Origin of the sequence: Nocardioides marmotae (genome assembly GCF_013177455.1) — a bacterium.
Taxonomy (GTDB): Bacteria; Actinomycetota; Actinomycetes; order Propionibacteriales; family Nocardioidaceae; genus Nocardioides; species Nocardioides marmotae.
The window spans coordinates 42,735-66,400 of sequence record NZ_CP053660.1; the positions used below are offsets into that span (position 1 = coordinate 42,735).

Here is a 23,666-nt window from a genome sequence, read left to right on the forward strand (position 1 = left end):
GGAGCGCCCTTTCCGGGGCGATCAAGGGCGCAGGTGTGGCGGACTACCCCAACGGGAGGCCGCAGGCACGCCCGGACGCCCGGACGCCCGGACGCCCGGACGCGCCGGACGCGGCCGGCGTCAGACCGGCTGGCGCTCGCCCTCGTCGGCACCGGTGGTTCCGGTGGTGCCGGCGCCGGCCTCACCGGGGACCAGCTCGCCACCGCGGCCGCGCTCGAGCTGCTCGCCCTCGACGTCGACGTTCGGCAGCAGCTTGTCCAGCCAGGCGGGGAGCCACCAGGCCTTCTCGCCCATCAGGTAGAGCAGGGCCGGCACCAGCGCCATCCGGACGATGAAGGCGTCGAGGAAGACCGCCACGGCGAGCGCGAAGCCCATCGACTTGATGATCGGCTCGTCGATCAGGATGAACGCCGCGAACACCGAGATCATGATGACCGCGGCGGCCGCGACGACGCGGGCGCTGTTGCGGAAGCCGTCGACGACCGCGTCGCGGGTCGACATCCCGTGGACGTGCGACTCACGCATCCGGGTCACCAGGAAGACCTGGTAGTCCATCGCCAGGCCGAAGACCAGGCCGATGAGGAAGATCGGCATGAAGCTGACGATCGGCTGGCCCTCGACCAGGCCGAAGACGCCCTCCTGGAAGACCGCCACGGTGATGCCGAGAGTGGCCAGCACCGAGAGCAGGAAGCCCAGGGTCGCGGTCAGCGGCACGAGGATCGAGCGGAAGACGATCATCAGCAGGATGAAGGCCAGGCCGATGACCACGAGCAGGTAGATCGGCAGCGCGTCGCTGAGCCGCTCGGAGACGTCGGTGAAGATCGCCGTCGTGCCGGTCACGCCGAGCTCGGCGCCGGTGCTCTCCTCCAGGTCGGCCTGGCCGTCGCGGAGGTTGGAGAGCAGGTCCTCGGTCGCGGTGTCCTCGGGGCCGGACTCCGGCGTGATCAGCACCTGCGCGCCCGTGCCGTCCTCGTTCTGGCCGATGATCTGGGCGTTGCGCACGTCGTCCTGGCCCGCGGCCCACTCCACCACGGAGCCGTACGCCGCCGGGCGCTCGTCGGCCGCCACGTCGCGGCTGTCGACCACGACCAGCAGCGGGGCGTCGCGGCCCGGGCCGAACGCGTCGGCGACCAGGTCGGAGGCCTTGCGCTGGGTGCTGTCGGCCGCGGCGGTGCTGTCGGTCGGGAAGGCCAGGTGCAGGCCCTTCATCGGGATGGCCAGCGAGCCGAGGGCGACGACGACCAGCACGACGACGGCCACGGGGGCGCGGCCGACGAGGCGGGCCCAGCGGACGCCGTTGTTGAGGATGCTGCCGTCGTGGTCGCGGGCGGGGCGGTAGCGGCGCACCCGGCCGGCGAAGACCTTCGAGCCGAGCATGCCGAGCAGTGCGGGCAGCAGGGTCAGCGCGACCAGCACGGCAACCAGCACGGTGCCGGCGGCCGCGATGCCCATCGAGGTGAGGAACGGGATCCGGACCAGGGCGAGCGCGGCGAGCGCGATGAGCACGGTGAGGCCCGCGAAGACCACCGCGGAGCCGGCCGTGCCGACGGCGAGTCCGGTGGCGTCCTGACGGTCGGAGGTGTGCTCCATCTCGGCGCGGAAGCGGGCCAGGATGAACAGGCAGTAGTCGATCCCGACGGCCAGGCCGATCATCGTGGCGAGCATCGGGGTCGTCGAGCCGATGTCGGTGAAGGCGGTCATCAGGCTGATGCCGGTGACGCCGAAGCCGACGCCGACCGCGGCGGTCACGATCGGCAGGCCGGCCGCGACCAGGGAGCCGAAGGTCAGCACGAGCACGACGAGGGCCACCGCGATGCCGATGAGCTCGGAGGTGCCGCCGATGTGCAGCATGCCCTGGCTGCCCGAGCCGTTGGCCTCGACGGTGAGGCCGCTGTCGCGCGCCTCGGCCATCGTGTCCTCGAGCGCCTCGATCGTGGCCGGGTCGACGTCGGCGACCGACTCGACGGCGAAGTCCCACGTGATGGTGCCGACGCGACCGTCCTCGGAGAGCGGGGAGAGCGCGGCGGCGTTGGCCTCGGCGACCTTCGGGTCGCTGCCGGCCTTCTTCGCGGCGTCGAGCAGCTGCTGGCGCTGCTGCTCGGCGGCGGTCACCGGGTCCGCGAGCGGGGTCTCCGGCATCTGCGGCAGCTCGGTGAGGTCGGCGATGAGCGCCTGGGTCGCCTTGGTCCACTCCGGGTCGGCGAGCCGCTCGCCCTCGGGCGCGGCGACGACGACGTTCACGGTCGCGCGCTCGGAGGGGTCGGGGGCGCCCGGGAAGAGCTCGGCCTGCATGTCGGAGGCCTTCTCCGAGGGGATGCCCGGGATGGAGAAGGAGTCGCTCATCGGCTTGGCGAAGGCGGCGACCGAGGCGCCGAGTGCGACGAAGAGCACGACCCACGTCGCGATGACGATCGGCCACCGCCGGTAGGCGGTGAGTCCGAGGCGGTGGAGCAGGGTGGCCATGGGTTTTCCTCAGGTGGGAGTGGACGTACGGCGGAGGGGTGCTGCGGTCGGATCAGGCGGTCGGATCAGGCGAGGAGCCGCCGGGCAGCGGCGAGGTGTTCGTCGAAGAGGTCGGCCAGCGGGCGGTCGTCGCCGGCGACGTACGCCGCCATCGCGCTGTCGAACACGGTGACCAGCAGGCGCACGAGCAATCGCGCGGGCATGCCGGTCAGTCCGGGGTCGCGCTGGGCGACGAGCGCGGCGATGTCGGCCGAGACCTCCTCGAACCGGCAGTGCACGCTCATCGCCAGGCGCGGCGTCGTGGTGAGGATGTGCTGGAGCCGGTCGACCTGCTCGCGCTGGAGGTCGGTGTCGGCGAGGACCACGCGGGCCAGCACGGCGAGGTCCTCGACCAGGGCGCCGTGGGGACCGCCGCGGACGAACGTCTCGCGCACGTCCGCGGGGATCGTCGGGAGGTTCCCCAGCACCGCGTCGACCTTGCTGGGGAAGTAGTTGAACAGCGTCCGGCGGGAGACGTCCGCCGCGGCGGCGAGGTCCTCCATCGTGAAGCCGTCCAGGCCGTGCTCCGCGACGAGGCGCTGCGCGCAGTCGGAGATGCGGTCCTCGGTCTCGCGACGCTTGGCGTCCCGGCGGGACAGCTCGATTGCACTTCCGGACATGGAGTGCAGTGTTGCACTCCCGACCAAGAAGTGCAGAATGGTGATGCGAGTCACGTTGCCCTGACCTGACTTGCCGGTAACCGCCGCGGGCGCGGAGAGTGGGGCGGTGACCAGCCGCGCCGCCGCAACCACCTCGTCGTACTCGATCACCATGCGGCTGCACACCGCCCCGGACCACGGGGTCGTAGGAGCGGTGGCGACCACCATCAGCCAGGCCGGCGGCATCGTCACCGCGATGGACGTCTCGGAGTCCAGCCACGAGCGGCTCGTCGTCGACGTGACCTGCTCGGCCAGCGACGCCGACCACGCCGCGGTCCTCGAGCAGGAGGTCGACGCGCTCGAGGGCGTGACGGTCCACAAGACCAGCGACCGGACCTTCCTGCTGCACCTCGGCGGGAAGATCGAGGTCGCCTCCAAGGTGCCGATGCGCAACCGCGACGACCTCTCGATGGCCTACACGCCGGGCGTCGGCCGGGTCAGCAGCGCGATCGCCGAGCACCCCGAGGACGTGTGGCGCCTGACGACCAAGGGCAACACCGTCGCGGTCGTCACCGACGGCTCGGCCGTCCTCGGCCTCGGCAACATCGGCCCCGGCGCGGCGCTGCCGGTGATGGAGGGCAAGGCCGCGCTGTTCAAGCGGTTCGCCGGGATCGACGCCTGGCCGATCTGCCTGGACACCCAGGACACCGACGAGATCGTCCGCGCCGTCGAGCTGATCGCGCCCGGGTTCGGCGGGATCAACCTCGAGGACATCGCCGCCCCGCGCTGCTTCGAGATCGAGCGCCGCCTGCGCGCCAGCCTCGACATCCCGGTCTTCCACGACGACCAGCACGGCACCGCCATCGTCGTGCTCGCCGCGCTCACCAACGCCCTGCGCGTGGTGCACAAGGACCTCGACTCCGTCCGGGTCGTCGTCTCCGGCGGCGGCGCGGCCGGCACCGCGATCGTCACGCTGCTGCTCGCCGCCGGCGTCACCGACGTCGTCGTCGTGGACCGCCAGGGCGCGCTGAGCGCCGACGACGAGAGCCTCACCGGCGCCCACCGCCAGCTCGCGGAGGTCACCAACCCCCGCCGCGCCACCGGCGACCTGCACACCGTGCTCACCGGGGCCGACGTCTTCATCGGCGTCAGCGCCCCGCGGATCCTCCAGCCGGAGTGGATCAAGGACATGGCCACCGACCCGGTCGTCTTCGCCCTCGCCAACCCCGACCCCGAGGTCGACCCCGTCGAGGCCGACAAGTACGCCGCCGTCGTGGCCAGCGGCCGCTCGGACTACCCGAACCAGATCAACAACGTCCTGGCGTTCCCGGGTGTCTTCCGCGGCCTGCTCGACGCCCGCGCCTCGGAGATCACCATCGAGATGCTGCTGCGGGCGGCCAAGGCGATCGCCCACGTGGTCCAGGACGACGAGCTCAACCCGTCGTTCATCATCCCGACCGTCTTCCACCCCGACGTGCCGAAGGCGGTCGCCGCGGCGGTCCGCGGCGCCTGAGCCTCCGGCCCCGGCTCGGTCACCGCGCGCTTCTCGGGCTGGCCTGTCCGCGCGCCGGAAGCTTCATCGGCCGGCCGACAAAACTCCCGGTTGGACGCTGAAGTTCCATCGGCCCACCGACAGTTCCAGCGGCCGGCCGATGAACCTCGCGACCCGCCGACCCCTGTCCAGCCTGTCCAGCCACCGGCCGACTCACTCCGGGACGCCCCGCACCTCGGCGGGGTCGCGGTGCTCGACGAGCTCGCGCAGGGCGAGGTCGCGCGCGCGGGCCGACGGGGCGGCGACCCGCACCGAGTAGGGGTGCTCCCGGTAGGCCGAGGTCAGCAGCCACCTGCCCGACTCGTCGGGCTCGGAGAGCCGCCACACCCAGCGGTTGACGCTGCCGTCCTCCGCGCGCGCGGGGGCCCGGTCGCCGTCCGCGTAGGTCCGATCCAGGCGCCGCACGGCCTTGCGCGCGTCGGGGACGGCGGCGTACGTCAGGGTCACCGGCTCGCCCCCGGCTCGGGCCCGGCAGGTCCAGCGGGCGGCGCGCCCCTCCTCCATGCCCGTGCAGGCGCGGTCGTCGAGGTCGACCGAGGGGAAGACCCAGGCCAGGCCGTCGAGACCGCGGGGGTGCGAGCACCCCTCGACGCCGTCGTCGCTGGTCGAGCCGTCCCAGCACCGGGCGGGCCCGGCAGAGGCGTCGGCCTCGTCGGGGTCGGCCAGCAGCATCCGAGCGCCGAGGCCCCCGGTGCCCACGAGCAGCACGAGGAGCGGGACGACGACGACCGCGGTGCGGGACATCAGGGCCTCCTCGAGCCGGCCTGGGCGAGGCCATCGTGCCCCGGCCGGCGGGTCCTGGGAAGGGTCAGCCGCCCACCGCGTGCAGCGCGGCCCCCACGACGCCGGCCTTGTTGAGCAGCGTGGCGGGCACGATCTCGGTGTCGAGGCCCAGCAGCGGGAGGAACTCGTCGGCCCGCTTGCTGATCCCGCCGCCGACGACGAACAGGTCGGGGGAGAAGAGCCGCTCGAGGTGGCGGTAGTACGCCGTCAGCCGCCCGGCCCACTCCTTCATCGAGAGGTCCTCGCGCTCGCGGGCGCTGTTCGCGGCGTGCTTCTCGGCGACGTGGCCGTCGAGCTCGAGGTGCCCGAGCTCGCTGTTGGGGACCAGCCGCCCGTCGTGGACCAGCGCCGAGCCGATGCCGGTGCCCAGCGTGGTGACGATGACCAGCCCGCCGCGGCCGCGCGCCGCGCCGTACCGCACCTCGGCCAGGCCGGCGGCGTCCGCGTCGTTGACGACGTGCACCTCACGGCCGGTGGCCTCGGTGAACAGCGCGTCGGCGTCGGTGCCGACCCAGGCCGGGTCGATGTTGGCGGCCGACCCGACGACCCCGTGGCGCACGATGCCCGGGACGGTCACGCCGACCGGGCCGGTGAGGTCGGGGAAGGCGGAGAGCAGCTCGCGGAAGACCTCGGCCACGACGGCGGGCGTCGAGGGGTGCGGGGTCCGCACCCGCACCCGCTCGGCGGCGAAGTCGCCGACCTCCAGGTCGACCGGGGCGCCCTTGATGCCGGTGCCGCCGAAGTCGATGCCGATCGGGGTCTGGGGTGCGGGAGTCGCTGCCATCCGGCCATCCCACCACGCCGGAGGGAGGGCCGGAGGGAGGGCCGGCGGGAGGACTGGGGAGAGGGTCGGGAGGAGGGTCAGCCCGCCGCCGCGAGCACCGAGCGCAGCGCGTGCACCAGCACCTCGTTGTCCGCCCGGTCGCGAACGGCGATGCGGAGGTGCGGGCCGAGCCCCTCGAACCCCGGCTTGCCCGCACAGTCCTTGACCAGCACCCGGTGCTCGCCGAGCAGCCGGCTGACGATGTCGGCGCCGCTGGCGCCCGTCGTGACCTCGCACAGCAGGTAGTTGGCCTGGGAGGGCAGCACGCGCAGCCCGTCGGTCGCCGCGAGCTCGGCGGTCAGGTGGTCGCGCTCGGCGCGGAGCCGCGCGCACGCCTCGACGTAGGCGGCCTGGTGGTGGCCGATGACCTGCAGGAAGTACTCCCCGACCGAGTTGACGTTCCAGACCGACAGTCGCCGCGCCACCCGGCCCAGCAGGTCGGCGTCCCGCGTCGCCAGGACCCCGAGCCGGGCGCCCGGGACGCCGTAGCTCTTGCTGATGCTCTTGACGACGACCGCCGCCGGGTGGGCGTCGAGGACGTCTTGGCGCAGCAGGCTGGTGGCGTGCGCCGGGTCGGCGAAGTCGACGAAGGACTCGTCGAGGAGCACGCGCTTGCCGGACCGCTCGGCCCGGTCGAGCAGGGTGAGGACCTCCTCGGTGCGCAGGCAGCGGCCCGAGGGGTTGTCGGGGTTGACCAGCACCAGCAGGTCGACCCGCTCCAGCAGGCGCAGGTAGTGCTCCAGGTCGGTCTCGAGGCCCCCGCCGGGACCGCGGACGGCCACCACCTCGGCGTGCGGGAAGCGCTTGACGTACTCCTCGAAGGTCGGCACGGTCACGCCGACGGTGCGGGCGCCGACCTCCTCGCCGAGGGCGGCGATGAGCTCGGCCGCGCCGTTCCCGACCAGGAAGCAGTCGGGCTCGCCGCCGAACATCTTGGCCGCCAGGTGGTTCTGCACCGCCGAGCAGGAGGGGTACTCGGTCAGCAGGGTGTCGAAGGAGCGGGCGAGCTCCTGGCGCAGCGCGGGGGTCGGGAAGTAGGGGTTGACCAGGTAGCAGAAGTCCAGGAGGCCGGGGAAGCGCCAGAACCCCCCGTGCCGGCGCAGGTAGTGGTCGTAGCGCTCCTCGGCGGGGGCGAAGAGCGTCTCGGCGATCTGGTGGTCCTGGACGTCGTCGATCTCGTACCACGCCTCGCCCTCGAGCGGCATGCCGACGAGCCCGTGGTGGTCCAGGCCCGCGATCACCCGCAGCACCTGCTCGTAGTAGTCGTTCGGGCCCACCGAGCGCACGTAGGCCTCGAGGAACGGCAGGTAGCGGTTCTTGATGAACTCCTGGGACAGCTTGTAGATGTTGACGGTCTTGAAGTACTGCCCCATCGCGGAGCCGTCGACCAGGTGCTTGGGGACGAACGCCTCGATCACCTCGTCACGGCCGAGGGTGACCATCGTGCCGTCCATCCAGGACCGGTACGCCGCGACCGCGGCGACGTCGGGCGCGGGGTGCGCGAGGAGCCGCTCGATGATCCGCGGCTCGAAGATCAGGTCGCTCTCCAGCAGGAGGGTGTCGTCGGCGGCGAGCTCCCCGGCCGCGAGGTAGAGGGAGTGGATGTTGTTGGTCGTGGCGTGGTCGGCGTTCTCGACGTAGGTCACCGGGACGCCGCGGTAGGCGGAGCCGATCGCGTCGCGGACGCCCTGGCCCCGGTGGCCGACCACGATGACGACGCGCTCGATGCCGTTGTCCACCAGCGCATCGAGGCTCCGCTCGAGCAGCGTGCGCCCGTGCACCTCGACCATGCACTTGGTGCGGTCCCTCGTCAGCCGCCCCAGGCGTCGTCCGACTCCCGCGGCCAGGATGAGTGCCTGCACGTCGCGACCTCGTCTTCGTCCGGGCGTCTGCGCCGGCCGGTGCCGGCGTGCCCTCGGCGCCAGTGAACGGGCGCGATACCGGCGGATCGCCGGCCGGCGGGGCAAAGTCCCGCAATTTGGTGACCCGCGAGCCCCCACCGCCGGGTTTCGCTGGGGGTCCCGACCCGACGACCCCTGTACGGAGGTGAGGACCATGCCCACGGTCCGTCCCGAACCGGGACGCCAGCTGACCGAGCTGTGGACGTTCTTCGCCGTCGACCCTGTCGGCGTACCGCTGTCGCGGAGGCTGGCGCGGGTCCGGGGCGTCACCCCGAACCGGCTCACCGCTCTCGCCCTGGCGCTGGGCCTGGCCGCCGCCGCGCTCATGGGGACGGGCCGGCTGCGCGCCGCCGGCGCGCTCTTCGTGCTCCGCTACTTCGTGGACTGCCTCGACGGGACCGTCGCCCGGATGCAGGACGCCTGCTCCACGCGCGGGGCGTTCGCGGACCTCGGGTCGGACATCGTCGGCGTCACGGCCGCGTACGCCGCCCTCGGCTGGTACCTCGTCGGCCACGGGCAGCTCGCCGGTGCCTGGCCCGTCGCGCTCCTCGGCGCGCTCGGGCTCTACAACTGGCTGCTGGGGCACCGCAAGCGGCTCGCGGCGGAGGCCGGCCTGGGCAGCGGCGGCTCGGCGCACCACTGGAACCGGTCGCGCGGGCCGGTGGGGTGGTGGGTCGGCTTCTGCGACCGGCGCGGGGTCTCCGCGGTCCCGTGGGCGGTCGAGGTGGAGATCGCCACCCTCGGCCTGGCCCCGCTGCTCCTCCCCACCAGCGCGCTCCCCGCGGCGTTCCTCGCCGCGCTGGCCTTCTACCTCCTCGCCGACGCGCTCAACGCCCGCCGGGTCTGGCGGGTGGCCGGCCACCTCGACGCGGCGCGTCGCGCCGAGGCCACGACCCCCGCGCCCGGCGTGGCCGCCGAGCGCGCGACCGACCCGCTGCTGCCCCAGGGAGCCCGCCCGTGAACCCGCCCGTGAACCCGCCCGACCGCCCCACCGTCGACGTCGTCATCGCCACCCGCAACCGTCCCGAGCTGCTGCGGCGGGCGATCGCCGCGGTGCTGGCCCAGACGGCCGACTGCGACCTGACCTGCCTGGTGGTCTTCGACCAGTGCGAGCCGGACGAGTCGCTCGCCGAGGAGGGGCCCGACCGCCGGGTCCGCGTGCTGGCGAACACCCGCAGGCCGGGGCTCGCCGGCGGCCGGAACACCGGCATCCTGGCCGGGACCGGCGACCTCGTCGCGTTCTGCGACGACGACGACGCGTGGCTGCCCGAGAAGCTCGAGGTCCAGCTGGCGCTCCTCGCGGAATCGGGGGCCGACACCTCGGTCACCGGCATCACCGTCGAGTACGACGGGCGCAGCGTCGACCGGGTGCCCACCGCCGACCAGCTGCGCCTGGAGAACCTCGCCCGTCGCCGGGTGATGGCGGCCCACCCCTCGAGCGTGGTCGTGCGGCGCGAGGCGCTGCTGGGGCGGATCGGCCTGGTCGACGAGGAGATCCCCGGCAGCTACGGCGAGGACTTCGACTGGCTGCTGCGCGCGGCCGTCTACCCGATCGCGGTGGTGCCGCGGCCGCTGGTGCGGGTGCGGTGGGGCGGCTCGCAGTTCTCCCAGCAGTGGCAGACCATCGTCGACGCGATCGACTACTCCCTGGGCAAGCACGCGGTCTTCCATCGCGACCCGCGCGCCCTGGGCCGCCTCTACGGCCGGCGGGCCTTCGCGCTGGCCGCCCTGGGGCGCCCCGAGGCGCGGCGCGCGGTGTTGCGCACCGTCCGGGTGGCGCCGCTGGAGCCCCGGGCCTACCTCGCCGCCGCGGTCGCCCTGCACGTGGTCAGCGCCGAGCGGCTGCTCCACCTGGCCCACCAGCGCGGGCACGGGATCTGAGCCGCCGGATCTGATCCGCCGGCACCGATGAGTCCCGTCCGCGCGGGCGGTCTGTGTCCTGGTGCGCCGGGCGAGCCGGTGTGCCGGGCGAGCCGGAAATCGGCTCGACCCGTCCGGCGGGCGCCGGGACACTGCTAGAGGTCCGGCTGGGCCGCCGCGTCCGGCGAGGACCCGGCCGGGCCCGGCCAGCAGAGCGAAGGAGCGCGGATGATCCACGCACGAGGTCTGGTGCAGACCTTCCACACCGGTCGTGGGAAGGAGAAGAAGGCGGTCCAGGCCGTCGACGGCGTCGACATCGACGTCGCGGAGGGGGAGGTGGTCGGCTTCCTCGGCCCCAACGGTGCCGGCAAGACCACGACGCTGCGGATCCTGACCACGCTGCTGCGGCCCACGGCCGGCACCGCCACCGTCGCGGGGTACGACGTCGCGACGCAGCCGGTCCAGGTGCGGCGCAGCATCGGCTACTGCAGCCAGGTCGGCTCGACCTTCTCCGGCGCCTACGCCGGCGACGAGGTCGTCGACCACGGGATGCTCTACGGGATGTCGCGCAAGGACGCGGTCGCGAAGGGCCAGGAGCTCTTCGACCGGCTCCAGCTCGACGGGCTGTGGCGGCGGATGCCCAAGAACATGTCCGGCGGGCAGAAGCGGCGCCTCGACATCGTCATGGGGCTCATCCACTCCCCGTCGCTGGTCTTCCTCGACGAGCCGACCACGGGGCTGGACCCCCAGGCGCGGGCGAACCTGTGGGAGCACATCGCGGACCTGCGCACCGAGCAGGGCGCGACGGTGTTCCTGACGACCCACTACCTCGACGAGGCCGACGCGCTCGCCGACCGGATCGTCGTCATCGACCGCGGCCGGATCGTCGCCAGCGACACCAGCGACAACCTCAAGGCGCAGGTCGCCGGCGACCTCGTCGTCCTCGAGGTGAGCGCCGACGAGCACGTCGCGGTCGCCCGCGACCGGCTGGGCTCGCTGGCCCCCGACGTCACCGTCGAGGGCCGTCACGTCCGCGGCCGGGTCGCCCGGGCCGGCCGCGTCGTCCCGGGTCTGCTGCGCGACCTGGACGCGGCCGGCGTCGCGCTCGACTCGATCGAGGTCGCCCGGCCGACCCTCGACGACGTGTTCCTGACCCTGACCGGGCGCTCGCTGCGCGACGCCGAGGCCCCGGCCGCGGGGCCCGACGGGGACGGCCCGCCCGCCGACGTACCCCTGCCGGCGGAGCCGTCGCCCACGCCCGGCGCCACCAGCCCGACGACGGGAGCCGCCCGATGAGGACCTTCCTGCGCGAGACGTCGATCGTCTTCAGCCGCCAGCTGCGGATGAACCTGCGCAACCCCGCCTGGGTGATCATCGGGATGCTGCAGCCGGTGCTCTACCTGCTGCTGTTCGCGCCGCTGCTGAAGCCGGTGATCGGTCAGCTCGGCGTCAACCAGTACACCTGGTTCGTCCCCGGGATGCTCGTCCAGCTCGGCATCTTCGGGGCGTTCTTCGCCGGCTTCAGCCTGATCGGGGAGTGGCGCGAGGGCGTCATCGAGGCCGAGCGGGTCACCCCGGCGAGCCGCTCGGCGCTGCTGCTGGGGCGGCTGGGCCGCGACCTGCTCCAGCTGCTGGTCCAGGCGCTGATCCTGGTCGGGCTCGGCCTGGTGATGGGCATGGAGTGGAACCCCGGCGGCATCCTGCTCGGCATCGTGCTGACGATCCTGCTGGGCGGGGCGTGCGCGGCGGCGTCCGACGCCTTCGCGCTGACGGTCAAGAGCGAGGACGTGCTGGCGCCGGTCATCAACCTGGTGATGATGCCGGTGCTGCTGCTCTCCGGGATCCTGCTGCCGATGAGCTTCGGCGCCGCCTGGCTCGACACGCTCGCGGACCTGATGCCGATCCGGCACGTCGTCGACGCGGTCCGCGGGGCGTTCTTCGGCGAGTTCGACGCCTCCACGATGGGCTGGGGCGTGGGCTGGACGGTGCTGCTCTTCGGCCTGGCCATGTGGTGGGGCGCCGCGGTGTTCCGGCGCGAGAACGCCTGACCGACGCCTTCCGCCCCCCCGGGCGGGGTCGTGGAACTTCATCGGCCCACCGCCGGTTTTGTCGGCCGGCCGATGAACCTGGCGGCTGGCCGACGGAACTTCAGCGTCCCACCGGGAGTTTTGTCGGCCGGCCGATGAAACGTCCGCCCGACGCCGGGGCCGCGAGGTTTACATCGGCGTACCTCTTGTCAAGCAGGTGTACAGACCGTACGGTTCTGTCAACCCGCATGGCAGGAGGTACGACGATGAACGCCATCCCGAACACGACCGTCCCCGAGGGCTCGACCGAGCAGTGGACGGACAAGAAGCGCTACCTGTGGCTGATCGGCCTGGTGGTCCCGTCCCTGGCCTTCCTGGCCTACGCCGGCTGGAAGCTGACCGGCTTCGGCGGCTTCTTCTGGCTCGGCCCGATCGTGATCCTCGTGATCGTCCCGGCGATCGACCTGGTCGCCGGCCTGGACCGCTCCAACCCGCCCGACGACGTCATCGAGGCGCTCGAGCAGGACCGCTACTACCGGTGGATCACCTACCTGTTCCTGCCGGTGCAGTACGCCGGGTTCCTCGGCGCGATGTACCTCATCGCCGCGGGCGACCCGCTCTCCGGGATCGGGCGCGGCAGCGGCGACCTCGCCGTGTGGGAGGCCGTGGGCCTGGCGATCTCGATCGGCTGCATCGGCGGCATCGGCATCAACACCGCCCACGAGCTCGGCCACAAGAAGGAGAGCCACGAGCGCTGGCTGTCCAAGATCGCCCTCGCGCAGAGCTTCTACGGGCACTTCTACATCGAGCACAACCGCGGCCACCACGTCCGCGTCGCCACCCCCGAGGACCCGGCCTCCTCCCGCGTCGGCGAGAGCTTCTACCGGTTCTGGCCCCGCACGGTGCTCGGCTCGCTGCGCTCGGCGTGGAGCCTGGAGAAGCGCCGCTACGCCCGCAAGGGCCAGCACCCCTTCCGCCTCGGCAACGACGTGCTCAACGCCTGGCTGATGTCGGCGGTGCTCTTCGCCGCGGTCGTGGCCTGGCTCGGCCCCGGCGTCCTGCCCTACCTCGCGCTCCAGGCCGTCATCGGCTTCTCGCTGCTCGAGGTCGTCAACTACATGGAGCACTACGGGATGCTGCGCCAGAAGGTCGGCGCCGGCACGCGGCAGCGCTACGAGCGGGTCGACCCCTCGCACTCGTGGAACTCCAACAACATCGCGACCAACGTGCTGCTCTACCACCTGCAGCGGCACAGCGACCACCACGCGAACCCGACCCGGCGCTACCAGACGCTGCGGGACTTCGAGGAGTCCCCGGTGCTCCCCACGGGGTACGCCGGCATGATCGTGCTCGCCCTCGTCCCGCCGCTGTGGCGCCGGGTGATGGACCCCCGCGTGCACGGCCACTTCGGCGGCGACATGTCGCGCGCCAACATCCAGCCCGGCAAGCGCGACCGCATCCTCGCGGCGTACCCGACCCCCGTCGTCGCGCCGACCGCGGCCGAGCGGGACGACCTGACCCCCGGTGCGGTCGAGGAGGTGCTCGCGGCCCGCTGCCCGAGCTGCTCCTACGTCTACGACGTCGAGGTCGGCGACGAGCACGAGGGGTTCGCGGCCGGCACGGCCTGGGCCGACATCCCCGCCGACTGGTGCTGCCCCGACTGCGGCGTGCGGGAGAAGGTCGACTTCGTGCCGCTGGCCCGGATGGACGCCTGATGGGCGCGCCGGCCGGCCCGGTGCGGATCGCCGTGGACCGCGACCTGTGCGAGGGGCTCGGGATGTGCGAGGCGATGGCCTCGGACTACTTCGAGCTCGACGACGACGAGGTCATGCACGTGCTCGACGAGACGCCGGCCGAGGCCGACCGCGGACGGGTCCACGCCGCGGTCGAGGCCTGCCCGGTGCTGGCGCTGCGCCTCGCCCCGGCCTGAGGGCCCCCTGACGACCCCGGGCCGATGGCCGGCGTACCCCCACGACCGGCCGCGGCCCGGGGTCCCGTTCCTAGACTGGACACATGACCCCGCCCGGCGCGACGCCGCCCACCACGCGCGACCGGGTGGTCGACGCCGCGGTGCGGATGACCGTCGAGCTCGGCTGGTCCCGCGTGACCATGGTGCGGCTGGCCGACGAGGTCGGGGTGAGCCGCCAGACGGTCTACAACGAGATGGGCTCCAAGGCCGGTCTCGCCGAGGCGATCATCGCCCGCGAGCTCGACCGGTTCCTCGGCGTGGTCACGCTCGCCTTCGACGAGCACGCCGACGACCTGGTCGGGGCGATCCGGGCGGCGACGCGCGCGGTGCTCGAGCTGGCCCAGGACAACCCGCTGCTCCACGCGGTCGTGAGCGCGACCCACGGGGCCGACACCGAGCTGCTGCCGCTGCTCACCACCCAGGCCGAGTCGCTGCTCAGCGCCGCCCAGGCGGTCGTGACCGAGCGGGTGGCGCCGTACGACGTCGGGCTGGAGCCCGAGCACCTCGCCGCCGCCATCGACATGGTCGTCCGCGTCGTGCTCAGCCACGTCATGCAGCCCTCGGACCCGCCGGCCCGCACGGCCGACCGGATCGCCTGGCTGGCCGGGCGCGTCCTGCGGGTGGGGTGACCGGCCCCGCCGCGGTCCGGCTCGGCACGCCGACCGGGCGGGCGGTGATCGCGGCGGCGACGCTGGGGTCGGGGCTGACCCTCCTCGACGGGACGGTCGTCAACGTCGCCCTGGTGCGGATCGGGGAGGACCTCGACGCCTCCCTCGCCCAGCTGCAGTGGGTGACCAACGGCTACCTGCTCTCCCTGGCCAGCCTGATCCTGCTCGGCGGCTCGTTGGGCGACCGGTTCGGCCGCCGCCGGGTCTTCGTGGTGGGCACGGTGTGGTTCGCGCTGGCCTCGCTCGCCTGCGGGCTCGCGCCGACCGCGGAGACGCTGATCGCCGCGCGGGTGCTCCAGGGGGTCGGCGGCGCGCTGCTGACGCCGGGCAGCCTGGCGATGATCCAGGGCGCGTTCGCCGCCGAGGACCGCCCGCGGGCGATCGGGGCGTGGTCGGGCCTGGGCGGCGTCGCCACCGCGATCGGGCCGTTCGTGGGCGGCGCGCTGGTCGACCACGCGAGCTGGCGGTGGATCTTCGGCGTCAACCTGCCGCTCGCGGTGCTCACCGTCGCGGTCGCGGTGCGCGCGGTGCCCGAGACCCGCGACCCGCACGCGGCCGGCCGGGTCGACCTGCCCGGCGCGGCCCTGGCCACCCTTGGCCTGGCCGGCACGACGTACGCCCTCATCGAGTGGGGCGACGCCCTCGCCCTGCCCGCCGGCGTGCTCGCCGTCGCCGCGCTGGTCGCCTTCGTCGTGGTCGAGCGGCGCCGGCCCGACCCGATGCTGGACCCCGCGCTCTTCGCCGACCGCACCTTCAGCGCCGCCAACGCGATGACCCTGCTGGTCTACGCCGCGCTCGGCGCGGTGATGTTCTTCCTGGTCATCGAGCTCCAGACCGTCGGCGGGTACTCCGCGCTGGCCGCCGGCACCGCGACCCTCCCGATCACCGCGTGCATGCTGCTGCTCGCCGCCCGCGGCGGGGCGCTCGGCGCCCGGATCGGCCCGCGGGTCCCGATGACCCTCGGCCCGCTCGTCATGGCGGTCGGGGTGGCGCTGCTCCTCGGCGTCGGCGCGGACGTCGACTACCTCACCGACGTGCTGCCCGGCGTGACCGTCTTCGGCCTGGGCCTCGCGCTCCTGGTCGCCCCGCTGACCGCGACCGTGCTGGCCGCCGCGCCCCAGGAGCAGGCCGGCGTGGCCAGCGGGGTCAACAACGCCGTCGCGCGGGCCGGGTCGCTGCTGGCGGTCGCCGCGCTGCCGGTCGCCGTCGGCCTCGGCGGGGAGCAGTACGCCGACCCGGTCGCGCTCGGCGAGGCGTACCGCTCCGCGATGCTGGCCTGCGCCGCCCTGCTCGTGCTGGGCGGGCTGGTCTCCTGGTTCGCGATCCGGCGCGACGTCCTGGCGGAGTGAGCGCCGGCCGGGGTGACGGCTTCGGCCGGTTCCGGTCGTTCGGCCCGGCCCGTTGCCGAGCGCGCCTACCCTGGGCCGGGGAGCTCGGGAGGGAGAACAGTGGGAACGACGCCTGCCCGCAGGGCCGCGCGGCTGCCGCTCGTGGCCGCGGCCGTGCTGCTGCTCGGCGCGTGCGGCGGCGGGTCCGCTCCGGCGCCCGCCCCGGCCCCCGGCACGTCCTCCGGCACCTCTTCCGCCGCCCCGCAGCCCGGCGGCGGGACGGCCTCGCCCGCCGGCGACTACGCCGTCGAGCCGCCCGGCCCGCTGCGCGGGAGCACCCTCGAGGGCCCCGACATGCTCGTCTACAGCCAGGACCCGCTCAGCGAGGAGATGGTCGAGCAGATCGCGGGGCTGCGCGGGGTCGACGCGGTCGAGCCGCTGGCGATGGCGCAGGTCCCGGTCGAGGACAAGGTCATCAACCTCGCGGCGGTCGACCCGGCGACGTACCGGCGCTTCGTGCCGGCGCCCAGCGCGCGCCTGCTCGAGGCCTGGCGGCGGGTGGCCGGCGGCGAGATCGCGGTGCTGCCGGAGATGAAGCGGAAGATCCCGATGGACGACCAGGGCTTCCTCTCCCTCGGCAACGTCCGCGACGCCCCGAAGGCGCACGTCGGTGCCTACGTCGCCCAGGTGCCGCAGGTCGACGCGGTCGTCAACGAGAAGTGGGGCGCGGTGCTGGGGATGAAGCCCGGCAACGCGCTGCTGGTCTCCACCGACATCACCGCACCGCAGGCGCTGCGCAAGCCGATCCAGCAGATCGCGGGCGAGGACGCCTCGGTGCAGATCCTCGGGCCCGACCTGGACACCAGCGTCCAGCAGACCGCGTTCCTGGTCGGCAGCGTCGCCGACGCCGTCGGCACGTTCAACTACACCGTGCTCGGCGGCGGCCGGATCGCCCCGGACCCGGCCTGGGTGACCGAGCACATCCGCACCGAGCCGGTGCCGATTCTCGGCGCGGTGACCTGCAACAAGGCGATCTTCCCGCAGCTGCGGGCCGCGCTGACCGAGGTCGTCCAGCGCGGCCTGACCGCCGAGATCAAGCCCGATGAGTACGCCGGCTGCTACTACCCGCGCTTCATCGCCGGCTCCACCAAGCTCTCCAACCACTCCTTCGGGCTCGCCCTGGACTTCAACGTGCCGGGCAACCTGCGCGGCACCGTCGGGGAGATGGACCGCACGGTGGTCGCGATCTTCAAGAAGTGGGGCTTCGGGTGGGGTGGCGACTGGCGCTACACCGACCCGATGCACTTCGAGATGGTCGCCATCGTGGAGCCGCGGACCTGAGCGCTCGTCTAGCCTGCCGGCATGCAACCGGCGCCGACGACCGTGTTCGCCGGCCGGTACCGCCTGCTCGACCACCTCGGTGAGGGCGGGATGGGCACGGTGTGGCGGGTCCTCGACGAGCGCGAGCAGCGGGTGGTCGCCGCCAAGGTGCTGGGCCGGACCGACGCCGTCTCGCTGCTGCGGTTCCTGCGCGAGCAGGCGACCCGGGTGGTCCACCCGCACGTGCTCACCCCGATCGGCTGGGCCGGCGAGGACGACCTGGTGCTGTTCACGATGCCGGTCGTCGAGGGCGGCTCGCTGGAGGACCTGGTCCGCCGCCGCGGCGGCCCGCCGCCCGTGTCTGCCCCCGTGTCGGCCCCGGCGCTGCCCCCGGTGCTGCCCCCGTTGCTGGCCGCCGAGCTGCTGCGCCAGCTGCTCGCGGGGCTCGCGGCGATCCACGCCGCGGGGGTCGTCCACCGCGACGTGAAGCCGGCCAACCTGCTGCTCCACCCCACCGGCTCCGGCCGGCCGCACCTGGTGGTCTCCGACTTCGGGGTGGCCGTGGACCTCGCGGGGCCGCGGCTGACCGAGACCGGCGCGGTCGTCGGCACGCCCGGATACCTCGCCCCGGAGGTCGCCGGCGGCGCGGCCGCGGCCCCCGCCGCGGACCTGTACGCCGCCGGGCAGGTCGCGCTGTTCCTCCTCCTCGGCGCCCCCGCCTCGGTCCCCGGCGCGCTCCCGGCTCGGCCGGACCGGGTGCCGGACGCCCTGTGGGACCTCCTGGCCGACCTCGTCGCCGCCGACCCCGCCGCCCGGCCGAGCGCCGAGGAGGCGCTCGACCGGCTCGGGCACCCGTCGCTGGCCTGGCACCCCGACGCCGTCGGCCACGTCCGGGTCGACGCCGTCACCGCGCCGCTGCCCGGCGCAGCGGGGGTGGCGGGCCGACGGACGCTGCCGGAGCCGACCCGGGTGCGGGCGCCGCGCGAGCCGCGCCGCCCCTCCGCGCTCCGCGCCGGCCTGGCGACCGTGCTCCTCGCCGGCGCCGCCGTCGCGCTGGTCCTGGCGCTGTGGCGACCCTGGGCCGGCCCGGCGGCGGAGCCGGACCCCGCCCCGGCCCCCTCGCCCTCGGCTCCGGTGAACCCCTCGCCGACTCCCTCGTCGACTTCCTCGTCGACCGGGCCGTCCGGGGGCGCTACCCCGTCCGGCCCCGCCCCGTCCGCACCCGGCTCGGTCGAGGTCGGCCGGGTGGTCACCCGGGTCGGCCAGCCCTGCGAGGCCGCCGAGCTCGGCCTGCGGGAGACCACGCTGGGCGGCGTCGACGTGGTGTGCCGCGCGGCGGGCGCCGGCGGGCCGGCCTGGCGGCGCGCCGGCTGAGGCGGTCAGGCCCGGCGGCGGACCACCACCGTGACGACCGCGCCGAGCACCAGCACGAGCACGCCGGCGCCGAGCACCCACGGGAGCGCCGACCCGCCGGTCGCGGCGGCGGCCTCGGTGTCGCCGGCCCCGTCCGCGGATCCGTCGCCCGCGGCGTCCTCGGCGTCGGCCGACTCCTCCGCGGTCGGGTCGGTGCCGTCGTACGTCGGGGCGCCGGCGGGTTCGCCGGTGACCGCGACCCGGAACCGGACCGTGACCGGCTGCGCCTCGTCGGTGCCCGGCTCGGCCTGCTCCCGCGACAGCGCGAGGTAGTGGTCGCCGGCGAAGGTGGAGGCCTGGAGGTCGGCCCAGCTCCAGCCGGGGTCGTTGGTGGGCACGGCCTCGCGGTTGCGGTAGCGGACCTCGGGGATGACGCGGGTGGCCTGGGAGCTCATCGTGGAGTCGCTGAGCGAGGCGATGCTCTTCAGGTTGGTGAACCGCAACCGGTCGGGGGTGAACAGGTCGGCCTGGACGTTGATGTAGGACGTGCTCGACAGCCGCACGACCTCGCCCGGGGCGGGCAGGTCGACCGTGACGGTGGCGGACTGGCCCCAGTCGACCGGCACGCGGTAGAAGACCTGCTCGCCGGGCAGCAGCGTCTCGCGGTAGGTGCCGTCCTCCAGCACCGGAGCGTCGGAGAAGCCGCCGCCGCCGACGACCGGGGTGCCGTCCCCCTGCGCCGGCGCGGGGGTCGGCTCGCCCGGCGCCCCGTCGAGCTGGGCCGGCAGGTCGGCCAGGTCGGTGACGACCGGCTCCTCGACGTAGACGACCTCGACGGGCGCGGGGCGCTTCTCGCCCTGGGTGCGGCTCACCGCGACGACCAGCTCCTCGCTGGTCGCGCACGGCTCGGCGGGCTCGACCGGCTCCTCGGTGGGGGTGCTGGCGGGGTCGCTGGCCGATCCACTGGCCGATTCGCTGGCCGATTCAGTGGGGGACGGGTCGGCCGCGGCGCTCGCCGCCGCCAGCTCCTCGGGGGTCGCGCCGTCGACGCGCAGGTGGAGGACGAGGACCTGGCCGAGGCCGAGCGGGTCGAAGCGCGACTCCCGCTCGCTCTCGCAGGTCTCGCCGGCCGGGGTGGTGACGGTGACGTCGAGGTCCTCGACGTCGAGGGTGCCGGCCGTCGCCAGCGGCCGGGCGGTCACGGAGAACCGGACGGTGGAGCCGGGCGTGCGGGCCAGCCGGTAGTAGCGGAGGGGGGAGCCGACGACGAACCGGTCGGTGTACTGCCCGGGCTCCAGCAGCGGGCCCTCCTCGGGGCGGATCGTCGCCTCGACGGGCTCGCCGGTCACGGTGAAGGGGCGGGTCGCGCGCTGGGAGAGCTTGGCGAGCGAGGCGGTGAGGGCCTCGGCGTCGGCGGCGTCGTAGTAGGTGCCGCCGCCGGCGTCGGCGATGCACTGCAGCTGGTCGCGGGCGGGGGCGCCGACGCCGAACCCGACGGTGTCGATGCGCAGGTCGATGCCGGACCCGACGAGGGCGCGGACGGCCTGGCAGGGGTTCGGGGCGCAGGTCTCCTCGCCGTCGGAGACCAGCACGATGGTGCGGCGGCCCTCGGGGCCGAGGTCCTTGACCGCCTCGCGCAGGGAGTGGGCGATGGGGGTCTCGCCGGTCGGTTGCGTCTGGTTGATGGCGGCGCGCAGGGCGTCGCGGTCCAGGGTGGCCAGCGGGGCGACGAGGCGGGAGTCGCGGCAGGAGTCGGAGCGGTCGCCGTAGACGCGCAGGCCCACGGTCGAGTCCTCCGGCAGGGTGTCGACCACCGAGGTCAGCGCCCGCTTGGCAGCCACCATCTTGGTGGTGCCGGACGGGTCGGGTTCCTTCATCGACCCGGACGCGTCGAGCATCAGCAGCAGCTGCCCGGGGTCCTCCTCGGCCGCCCCGAGGGCGTTTGCGGGGGCGGGCGCTGCGGCGGGTGCGGTGGCGGGTGCCGCGGCGGCGGTGGTCGCGGGTGCCGGTGTCAGCAGCACCGCGACGAGCGCGAGCAGGGCGGGCAACGAGCGGGCGGTGGTCCCCATGTGTGGTCTCTCCTCGGGTGGCCGTCGACACGACCATCCCCGCGGAGCGTGACCGGAAACCGGCTACGGTCGAGGCGTGCGGGTCGTCGAGGTGCGCAGGTACCCGGTCAAGTCGCTCCGGGGCGAGTCGCTGGAGCGCGCCGACGTCGAGGCCCGGGGGGTCGTCGGGGACCGGTGGTGGGCCCTGCGCGAGCCGGACGGGAAGCTCGGCAGCGGCAAGTCCACCCGGCGGTTCCGCAAGATGGCCGGCCTGCTCGAGCTCGCGGCGACGTACGACGGCGACGTGCCGGTCGTCACCCTCCCCGACGGCTCGACCTGGCGCGCCCCGGACCCGGCGCTCGACGAGGCCCTGACGGCGTACGTCGGCCGGCCGGTCGCGCTGCGGCAGGAGTCCGACGTCGAGCACCACGACGAGGGGCCGCTGCACCTGGTGACGACCGCGACGCTCGACCGGCTGGGCGCCGACGGCGCGCTGCTGCGGGCCAACCTGGTGGTCGACGTGCCGGGGATCCAGCCCTTCGCCGAGGACCTGTGGGCCGGCCGGGAGCTGCGGTTCGAGGACGGGCCGGTGCTCGTGGTCCGCGAGCCGATGCCGCGGTGCGTGATGGTCGGCTCCGCGGTGCTCCACGAGGCCACCCGCCTCAACGACGGGTCCGCCGGCGTCGTGGTCGACGTGGTCTCGGGCGGACCGGTCGCGATCGGCCAGCACGTCGTGCTGGGAGACCGAGCGCCCGCTCGGTAGCCTCCCCTCATGCGCGCTGCGAGAGTCCTCGACACCACCGGTCCCGCCGACGTCCGCGTCGAGGAGGTCGCCGAGCCCACGCCGGGCGCGGGCGACGTCCTGGTCGAGGTGCACAGCGTGGGCGTGTCCTTCCCGGACCTCCTGCTGAGCCGCGGGGAGTACCAGATGAAGCCCGAGGTGCCGTTCACCCTCGGCGTCGACTTCGCCGGCACGGTCGTCTCCGGGCCGGGCTTCGAGCCGGGCCAGCGGGTCGCCGGCGTCGGCGGCTGGGGCGGCGCGGCGGAGCTCGTGGCCAACCCCGCCGGATTCGTCTTCGCGCTGCCCGACGAGCTGTCGTACGACGAGGGCGCGGCGCTGCCGATGAACTACCTGACCGCCGACTTCACCCTCCACGACCGGGCCGGCCTGCGCGAGGGCGAGACCGTGCTCGTCCACGGCGCCGCCGGTGGCGTGGGCACCGCGACCATCCAGGTCGCCAAGGGCATGGGCGCGCGGACCATCGCCGTCGTCTCCACCGAGGAGAAGGCGAAGGTCGCGCGGGACGCCGGCGCCGACGAGGCGGTGCTCATCGACGGCTTCAAGGACGCCGCCAAGGAGCTCACCGGCGGCGTGGGCGTCGACGTCGTGGTCGACGTGGTCGGCGGCGACCTGTTCACCGACTCGCTGCGGGCGCTGGCGCCGCAGGGCCGGCTGATGGTCGTCGGCTTCGCCGCGGGCCAGAGCATCCCGCAGGTCAAGGTCAACCGGCTGCTGCTCAACAACATCGACGTCCGCGGCGTCGGCTGGGGCGCCTACGCGATGCTCCGCGACGGCTTCATGGCCCAGCAGTGGGAGCGGCTGGTGCCGATGATGACCTCCGGCGTGGTCAAGCCGCCGATCGGCACGACCTACCCGCTCGAGGACTTCGCCCAGGCGCTGCTCGACATGGAGGCTCGCCGCACGCTCGGGAAGTCGGTCGTCCGCGTCCGTGGCTGAGCCGCGGTCCCCGGGGTTCCTCCCGGCGCACCGCCAGCCGGGCTACCGGGTGCGCCTGGAGTGGGGTCCGACCGGCGCCGCCGCGGTGGCCGGCGGCGACCGGCCCGCCGACGTGGCCGTCGTCGTCGACGTCCTGTCCTTCACCACGACCCTCGGCATCGCCCTCGAGCGCGGCACCACCGTGCTGCCGTTCCGCTGGCGCGACGAGCGCGCCCGCGCGTACGCCGCCGCGCAGGACGCCGTCCTCGCCGTCGGCCGGCTCGAGGCGCGCTCGCTCTCCCGGACAGATGAGGCGGGTGCTCCGGGTGGTGGGCCGGTCGTCACCCTGTCGCCGGCCGCGATGACCCGGATCTCCGGGGTGCCGCGGCTGGTGCTGCCCTCCCCGAACGGTTCGACCATCTGCGCGGCGCTGGCCGGCGGTGTCGGTGGCTCCGGGGTTGATGGCGCCGGGGTTGATGGCGCCGGGGCTGGTGGGGCCGGGGCTGGTGGCTCTGGGGCTGGTGGCTCCGGGGCTGGTGGCTCCGGGGCTGGTGGCTCCGGGGTCGGTGGGGCCGGGGCTGATGGCTCCGGGGTTGATGGCTCCGGGGTCGGTGTTTCTGGGGCTGGTGGCTCCGGTGACTCCGGGGTTGGTGGGGCTGGGGTCGGTGGGGCCGGGGCTGATGTGGCCGGGGTCGGTGTTTCTGGGGCTGGTGGCTCCGGTGACTCCGGGGTCGGTGGTGGGGCTCAGGTCGCGGGGGCCGGCGGCGGGCCCGCGGTCGTGGCGGCCTCGCTCCGCAACGCGGCCGCCGTCGCGGACTGGCTCGCCCCGCGGGTCGCGGCCGGCGCGACGGTCGCCCTCGTGCCGGCCGGCGAACGGTGGCCGGACGGCTCGCTGCGGCCCGCCGCCGAGGACCTCTGGGGCGCCGGGGCGGTCCTCGCGGGGTTGCCCGCGACGCTCCTCGCGGACCCGGTCGCCACCTCGCCCGAGGCCCGGGTGGCCGTCGCCGCGTGGCGATCGGTCGCGGACCGCCTGCCCGCGGAGCTGGCCGCCTGCGCGGGCGGTCGCGAGCTGGCCGACCTCGGGTTCGCCGACGACGTGGCCGTCGCCGCGCAGGTCGGAGCCTCCGGCGTCGTACCGCTCCTCGTGGACGGCGAGTTCCGCCCCGCCCCGGTCATGTAACGGACCGTTCGCCACACTTCCTGCACGCTGCAACGT

20 protein-coding genes are annotated in these 23,666 nt (G+C 74.4%); 14 read left to right on the plus strand and 6 right to left on the minus strand.

Annotated elements, in window-relative coordinates:
* Positions 1-120: 120 nt before the first annotated feature.
* A complete protein-coding gene (locus HPC71_RS00215) occupies positions 121-2,463 on the minus strand; it encodes an MMPL family transporter (RefSeq protein WP_154616007.1) in 2,343 nt (780 codons plus the stop codon).
* 65 nt (positions 2,464-2,528) lie between these two features.
* On the minus strand, positions 2,529-3,122 hold the full coding sequence (locus HPC71_RS00220; RefSeq protein ID WP_154612315.1) for a TetR family transcriptional regulator: 594 nt from the start codon (positions 3,120-3,122) through the stop codon (positions 2,529-2,531).
* A 151-nt stretch (positions 3,123-3,273) separates the two neighbouring features.
* Between HPC71_RS00220 and HPC71_RS00225 the strand changes: the two genes are divergently transcribed.
* Positions 3,274-4,614 carry an NAD-dependent malic enzyme gene (locus tag HPC71_RS00225; protein WP_154616003.1) on the plus strand — a complete coding sequence of 447 codons (1,341 nt, stop codon included), beginning with the start codon at positions 3,274-3,276 and terminating at the stop codon, positions 4,612-4,614.
* Positions 4,615-4,806: 192 nt separating this feature from the next.
* Here HPC71_RS00225 and HPC71_RS00230 read toward each other — a convergent pair whose 3' ends face one another.
* From HPC71_RS00230 to HPC71_RS00240, 3 genes are all read right to left on the minus strand, one after another.
* Positions 4,807-5,397, minus strand: coding sequence for a hypothetical protein (locus HPC71_RS00230; RefSeq protein ID WP_154616001.1), 591 nt, complete (start codon positions 5,395-5,397; stop codon positions 4,807-4,809).
* A 64-nt stretch (positions 5,398-5,461) separates the two neighbouring features.
* The gene (ppgK, locus tag HPC71_RS00235) at positions 5,462-6,220 is read right to left on the minus strand and encodes a polyphosphate--glucose phosphotransferase (protein ID WP_154615999.1); all 759 of its coding nucleotides are present in this window, start codon (positions 6,218-6,220) and stop codon (positions 5,462-5,464) included.
* Between the two features lie 77 nt (positions 6,221-6,297).
* Complete coding sequence (locus tag HPC71_RS00240; protein WP_171895919.1) at positions 6,298-8,121, minus strand: aminotransferase class I/II-fold pyridoxal phosphate-dependent enzyme; 1,824 nt, start codon at positions 8,119-8,121, stop codon at positions 6,298-6,300.
* Between the two features lie 193 nt (positions 8,122-8,314).
* Between HPC71_RS00240 and HPC71_RS00245 the strand changes: the two genes are divergently transcribed.
* The 10 genes from HPC71_RS00245 (at position 8,315) to HPC71_RS00290 (ending at position 18,706) form a co-directional block, all read left to right on the plus strand.
* Positions 8,315-9,121: a CDP-alcohol phosphatidyltransferase family protein gene (locus HPC71_RS00245; RefSeq protein ID WP_171895920.1), complete on the plus strand. Its 807-nt coding sequence runs from the start codon at positions 8,315-8,317 to the stop codon at positions 9,119-9,121.
* Positions 9,118-10,041, plus strand: coding sequence for a glycosyltransferase family 2 protein (locus HPC71_RS00250; protein ID WP_171895921.1), 924 nt, complete (start codon positions 9,118-9,120; stop codon positions 10,039-10,041). Before HPC71_RS00245 ends, HPC71_RS00250 begins: the two co-directional genes overlap by 4 nt.
* A 207-nt stretch (positions 10,042-10,248) precedes the next feature.
* On the plus strand, positions 10,249-11,316 hold the full coding sequence (locus tag HPC71_RS00255) for an ATP-binding cassette domain-containing protein (protein ID WP_154615995.1): 1,068 nt from the start codon (positions 10,249-10,251) through the stop codon (positions 11,314-11,316).
* Complete coding sequence (locus tag HPC71_RS00260) at positions 11,313-12,068, plus strand: ABC transporter permease (protein ID WP_154615993.1); 756 nt, start codon at positions 11,313-11,315, stop codon at positions 12,066-12,068. The genes HPC71_RS00255 and HPC71_RS00260 overlap by 4 nt, the downstream gene beginning before the upstream one ends.
* Positions 12,069-12,313: 245 nt before the next feature.
* Positions 12,314-13,762, plus strand: a complete 1,449-nt coding sequence (locus tag HPC71_RS21210) for a fatty acid desaturase (RefSeq protein ID WP_154615991.1) — start codon at positions 12,314-12,316, stop codon at positions 13,760-13,762.
* Positions 13,762-13,977: a ferredoxin gene (locus tag HPC71_RS00270; RefSeq protein ID WP_154615989.1), complete on the plus strand. Its 216-nt coding sequence runs from the start codon at positions 13,762-13,764 to the stop codon at positions 13,975-13,977. The genes HPC71_RS21210 and HPC71_RS00270 overlap by 1 nt, the downstream gene beginning before the upstream one ends.
* 83 nt (positions 13,978-14,060) lie before the next feature.
* Positions 14,061-14,645, plus strand: coding sequence for a TetR/AcrR family transcriptional regulator (locus HPC71_RS00275; RefSeq protein ID WP_154612306.1), 585 nt, complete (start codon positions 14,061-14,063; stop codon positions 14,643-14,645).
* Positions 14,642-16,033: an MFS transporter gene (locus HPC71_RS00280; protein ID WP_171895922.1), complete on the plus strand. Its 1,392-nt coding sequence runs from the start codon at positions 14,642-14,644 to the stop codon at positions 16,031-16,033. Before HPC71_RS00275 ends, HPC71_RS00280 begins: the two co-directional genes overlap by 4 nt.
* Positions 16,034-16,132: 99 nt before the next feature.
* On the plus strand, positions 16,133-17,353 hold the full coding sequence (locus HPC71_RS00285; RefSeq protein ID WP_253943835.1) for a M15 family metallopeptidase: 1,221 nt from the start codon (positions 16,133-16,135) through the stop codon (positions 17,351-17,353).
* 21 nt (positions 17,354-17,374) lie between these two features.
* Positions 17,375-18,706 (plus strand): serine/threonine-protein kinase, encoded by a 1,332-nt coding sequence (locus tag HPC71_RS00290; RefSeq protein ID WP_154615985.1) that lies wholly within the window; start codon positions 17,375-17,377, stop codon positions 18,704-18,706.
* 5 nt (positions 18,707-18,711) lie between these two features.
* On the opposite strand, the gene HPC71_RS00295 is transcribed toward HPC71_RS00290, so the two are convergent.
* Positions 18,712-20,754 carry a vWA domain-containing protein gene (locus tag HPC71_RS00295; protein WP_154615983.1) on the minus strand — a complete coding sequence of 681 codons (2,043 nt, stop codon included), beginning with the start codon at positions 20,752-20,754 and terminating at the stop codon, positions 18,712-18,714.
* Positions 20,755-20,830: 76 nt separating this feature from the next.
* Between HPC71_RS00295 and HPC71_RS00300 the strand changes: the two genes are divergently transcribed.
* Genes HPC71_RS00300 through HPC71_RS21005 form a run of 3 tightly spaced genes read left to right on the plus strand, consistent with a single transcriptional unit; the run spans position 20,831 to position 23,630 of the window.
* Positions 20,831-21,496 (plus strand): MOSC domain-containing protein, encoded by a 666-nt coding sequence (locus tag HPC71_RS00300; RefSeq protein ID WP_154615981.1) that lies wholly within the window; start codon positions 20,831-20,833, stop codon positions 21,494-21,496.
* 9 nt (positions 21,497-21,505) lie between these two features.
* The gene (locus HPC71_RS00305) at positions 21,506-22,471 is read left to right on the plus strand and encodes an NADPH:quinone oxidoreductase family protein (RefSeq protein ID WP_154615979.1); all 966 of its coding nucleotides are present in this window, start codon (positions 21,506-21,508) and stop codon (positions 22,469-22,471) included.
* Positions 22,464-23,630, plus strand: a complete 1,167-nt coding sequence (locus tag HPC71_RS21005; protein WP_253943836.1) for a 2-phosphosulfolactate phosphatase — start codon at positions 22,464-22,466, stop codon at positions 23,628-23,630. The genes HPC71_RS00305 and HPC71_RS21005 overlap by 8 nt, the downstream gene beginning before the upstream one ends.
* The last annotated feature ends 36 nt before the right edge of the window (positions 23,631-23,666 follow it).

Coding starts and splice junctions, on each gene's coding strand:
- HPC71_RS00245 (WP_171895920.1), top strand. CDS start 8,315: ATGCCCACGGTCCGTCCCGAACCGGGACGCCAGCTGACCGAGCTGTGG.
- HPC71_RS00215 (WP_154616007.1), bottom strand. CDS start 2,463: ATGGCCACCCTGCTCCACCGCCTCGGACTCACCGCCTACCGGCGGTGG.
- ppgK (WP_154615999.1), bottom strand. CDS start 6,220: ATGGCAGCGACTCCCGCACCCCAGACCCCGATCGGCATCGACTTCGGC.
- HPC71_RS00225 (WP_154616003.1), top strand. CDS start 3,274: ATGCGGCTGCACACCGCCCCGGACCACGGGGTCGTAGGAGCGGTGGCG.
- HPC71_RS00230 (WP_154616001.1), bottom strand. CDS start 5,397: ATGTCCCGCACCGCGGTCGTCGTCGTCCCGCTCCTCGTGCTGCTCGTG.
- HPC71_RS00295 (WP_154615983.1), bottom strand. CDS start 20,754: ATGGGGACCACCGCCCGCTCGTTGCCCGCCCTGCTCGCGCTCGTCGCG.
- HPC71_RS00305 (WP_154615979.1), top strand. CDS start 21,506: ATGCGCGCTGCGAGAGTCCTCGACACCACCGGTCCCGCCGACGTCCGC.
- HPC71_RS00255 (WP_154615995.1), top strand. CDS start 10,249: ATGATCCACGCACGAGGTCTGGTGCAGACCTTCCACACCGGTCGTGGG.
- HPC71_RS00220 (WP_154612315.1), bottom strand. CDS start 3,122: ATGTCCGGAAGTGCAATCGAGCTGTCCCGCCGGGACGCCAAGCGTCGC.
- HPC71_RS21210 (WP_154615991.1), top strand. CDS start 12,314: ATGAACGCCATCCCGAACACGACCGTCCCCGAGGGCTCGACCGAGCAG.
- HPC71_RS00290 (WP_154615985.1), top strand. CDS start 17,375: ATGCAACCGGCGCCGACGACCGTGTTCGCCGGCCGGTACCGCCTGCTC.
- HPC71_RS00270 (WP_154615989.1), top strand. CDS start 13,762: ATGGGCGCGCCGGCCGGCCCGGTGCGGATCGCCGTGGACCGCGACCTG.
- HPC71_RS00275 (WP_154612306.1), top strand. CDS start 14,061: ATGACCCCGCCCGGCGCGACGCCGCCCACCACGCGCGACCGGGTGGTC.
- HPC71_RS00260 (WP_154615993.1), top strand. CDS start 11,313: ATGAGGACCTTCCTGCGCGAGACGTCGATCGTCTTCAGCCGCCAGCTG.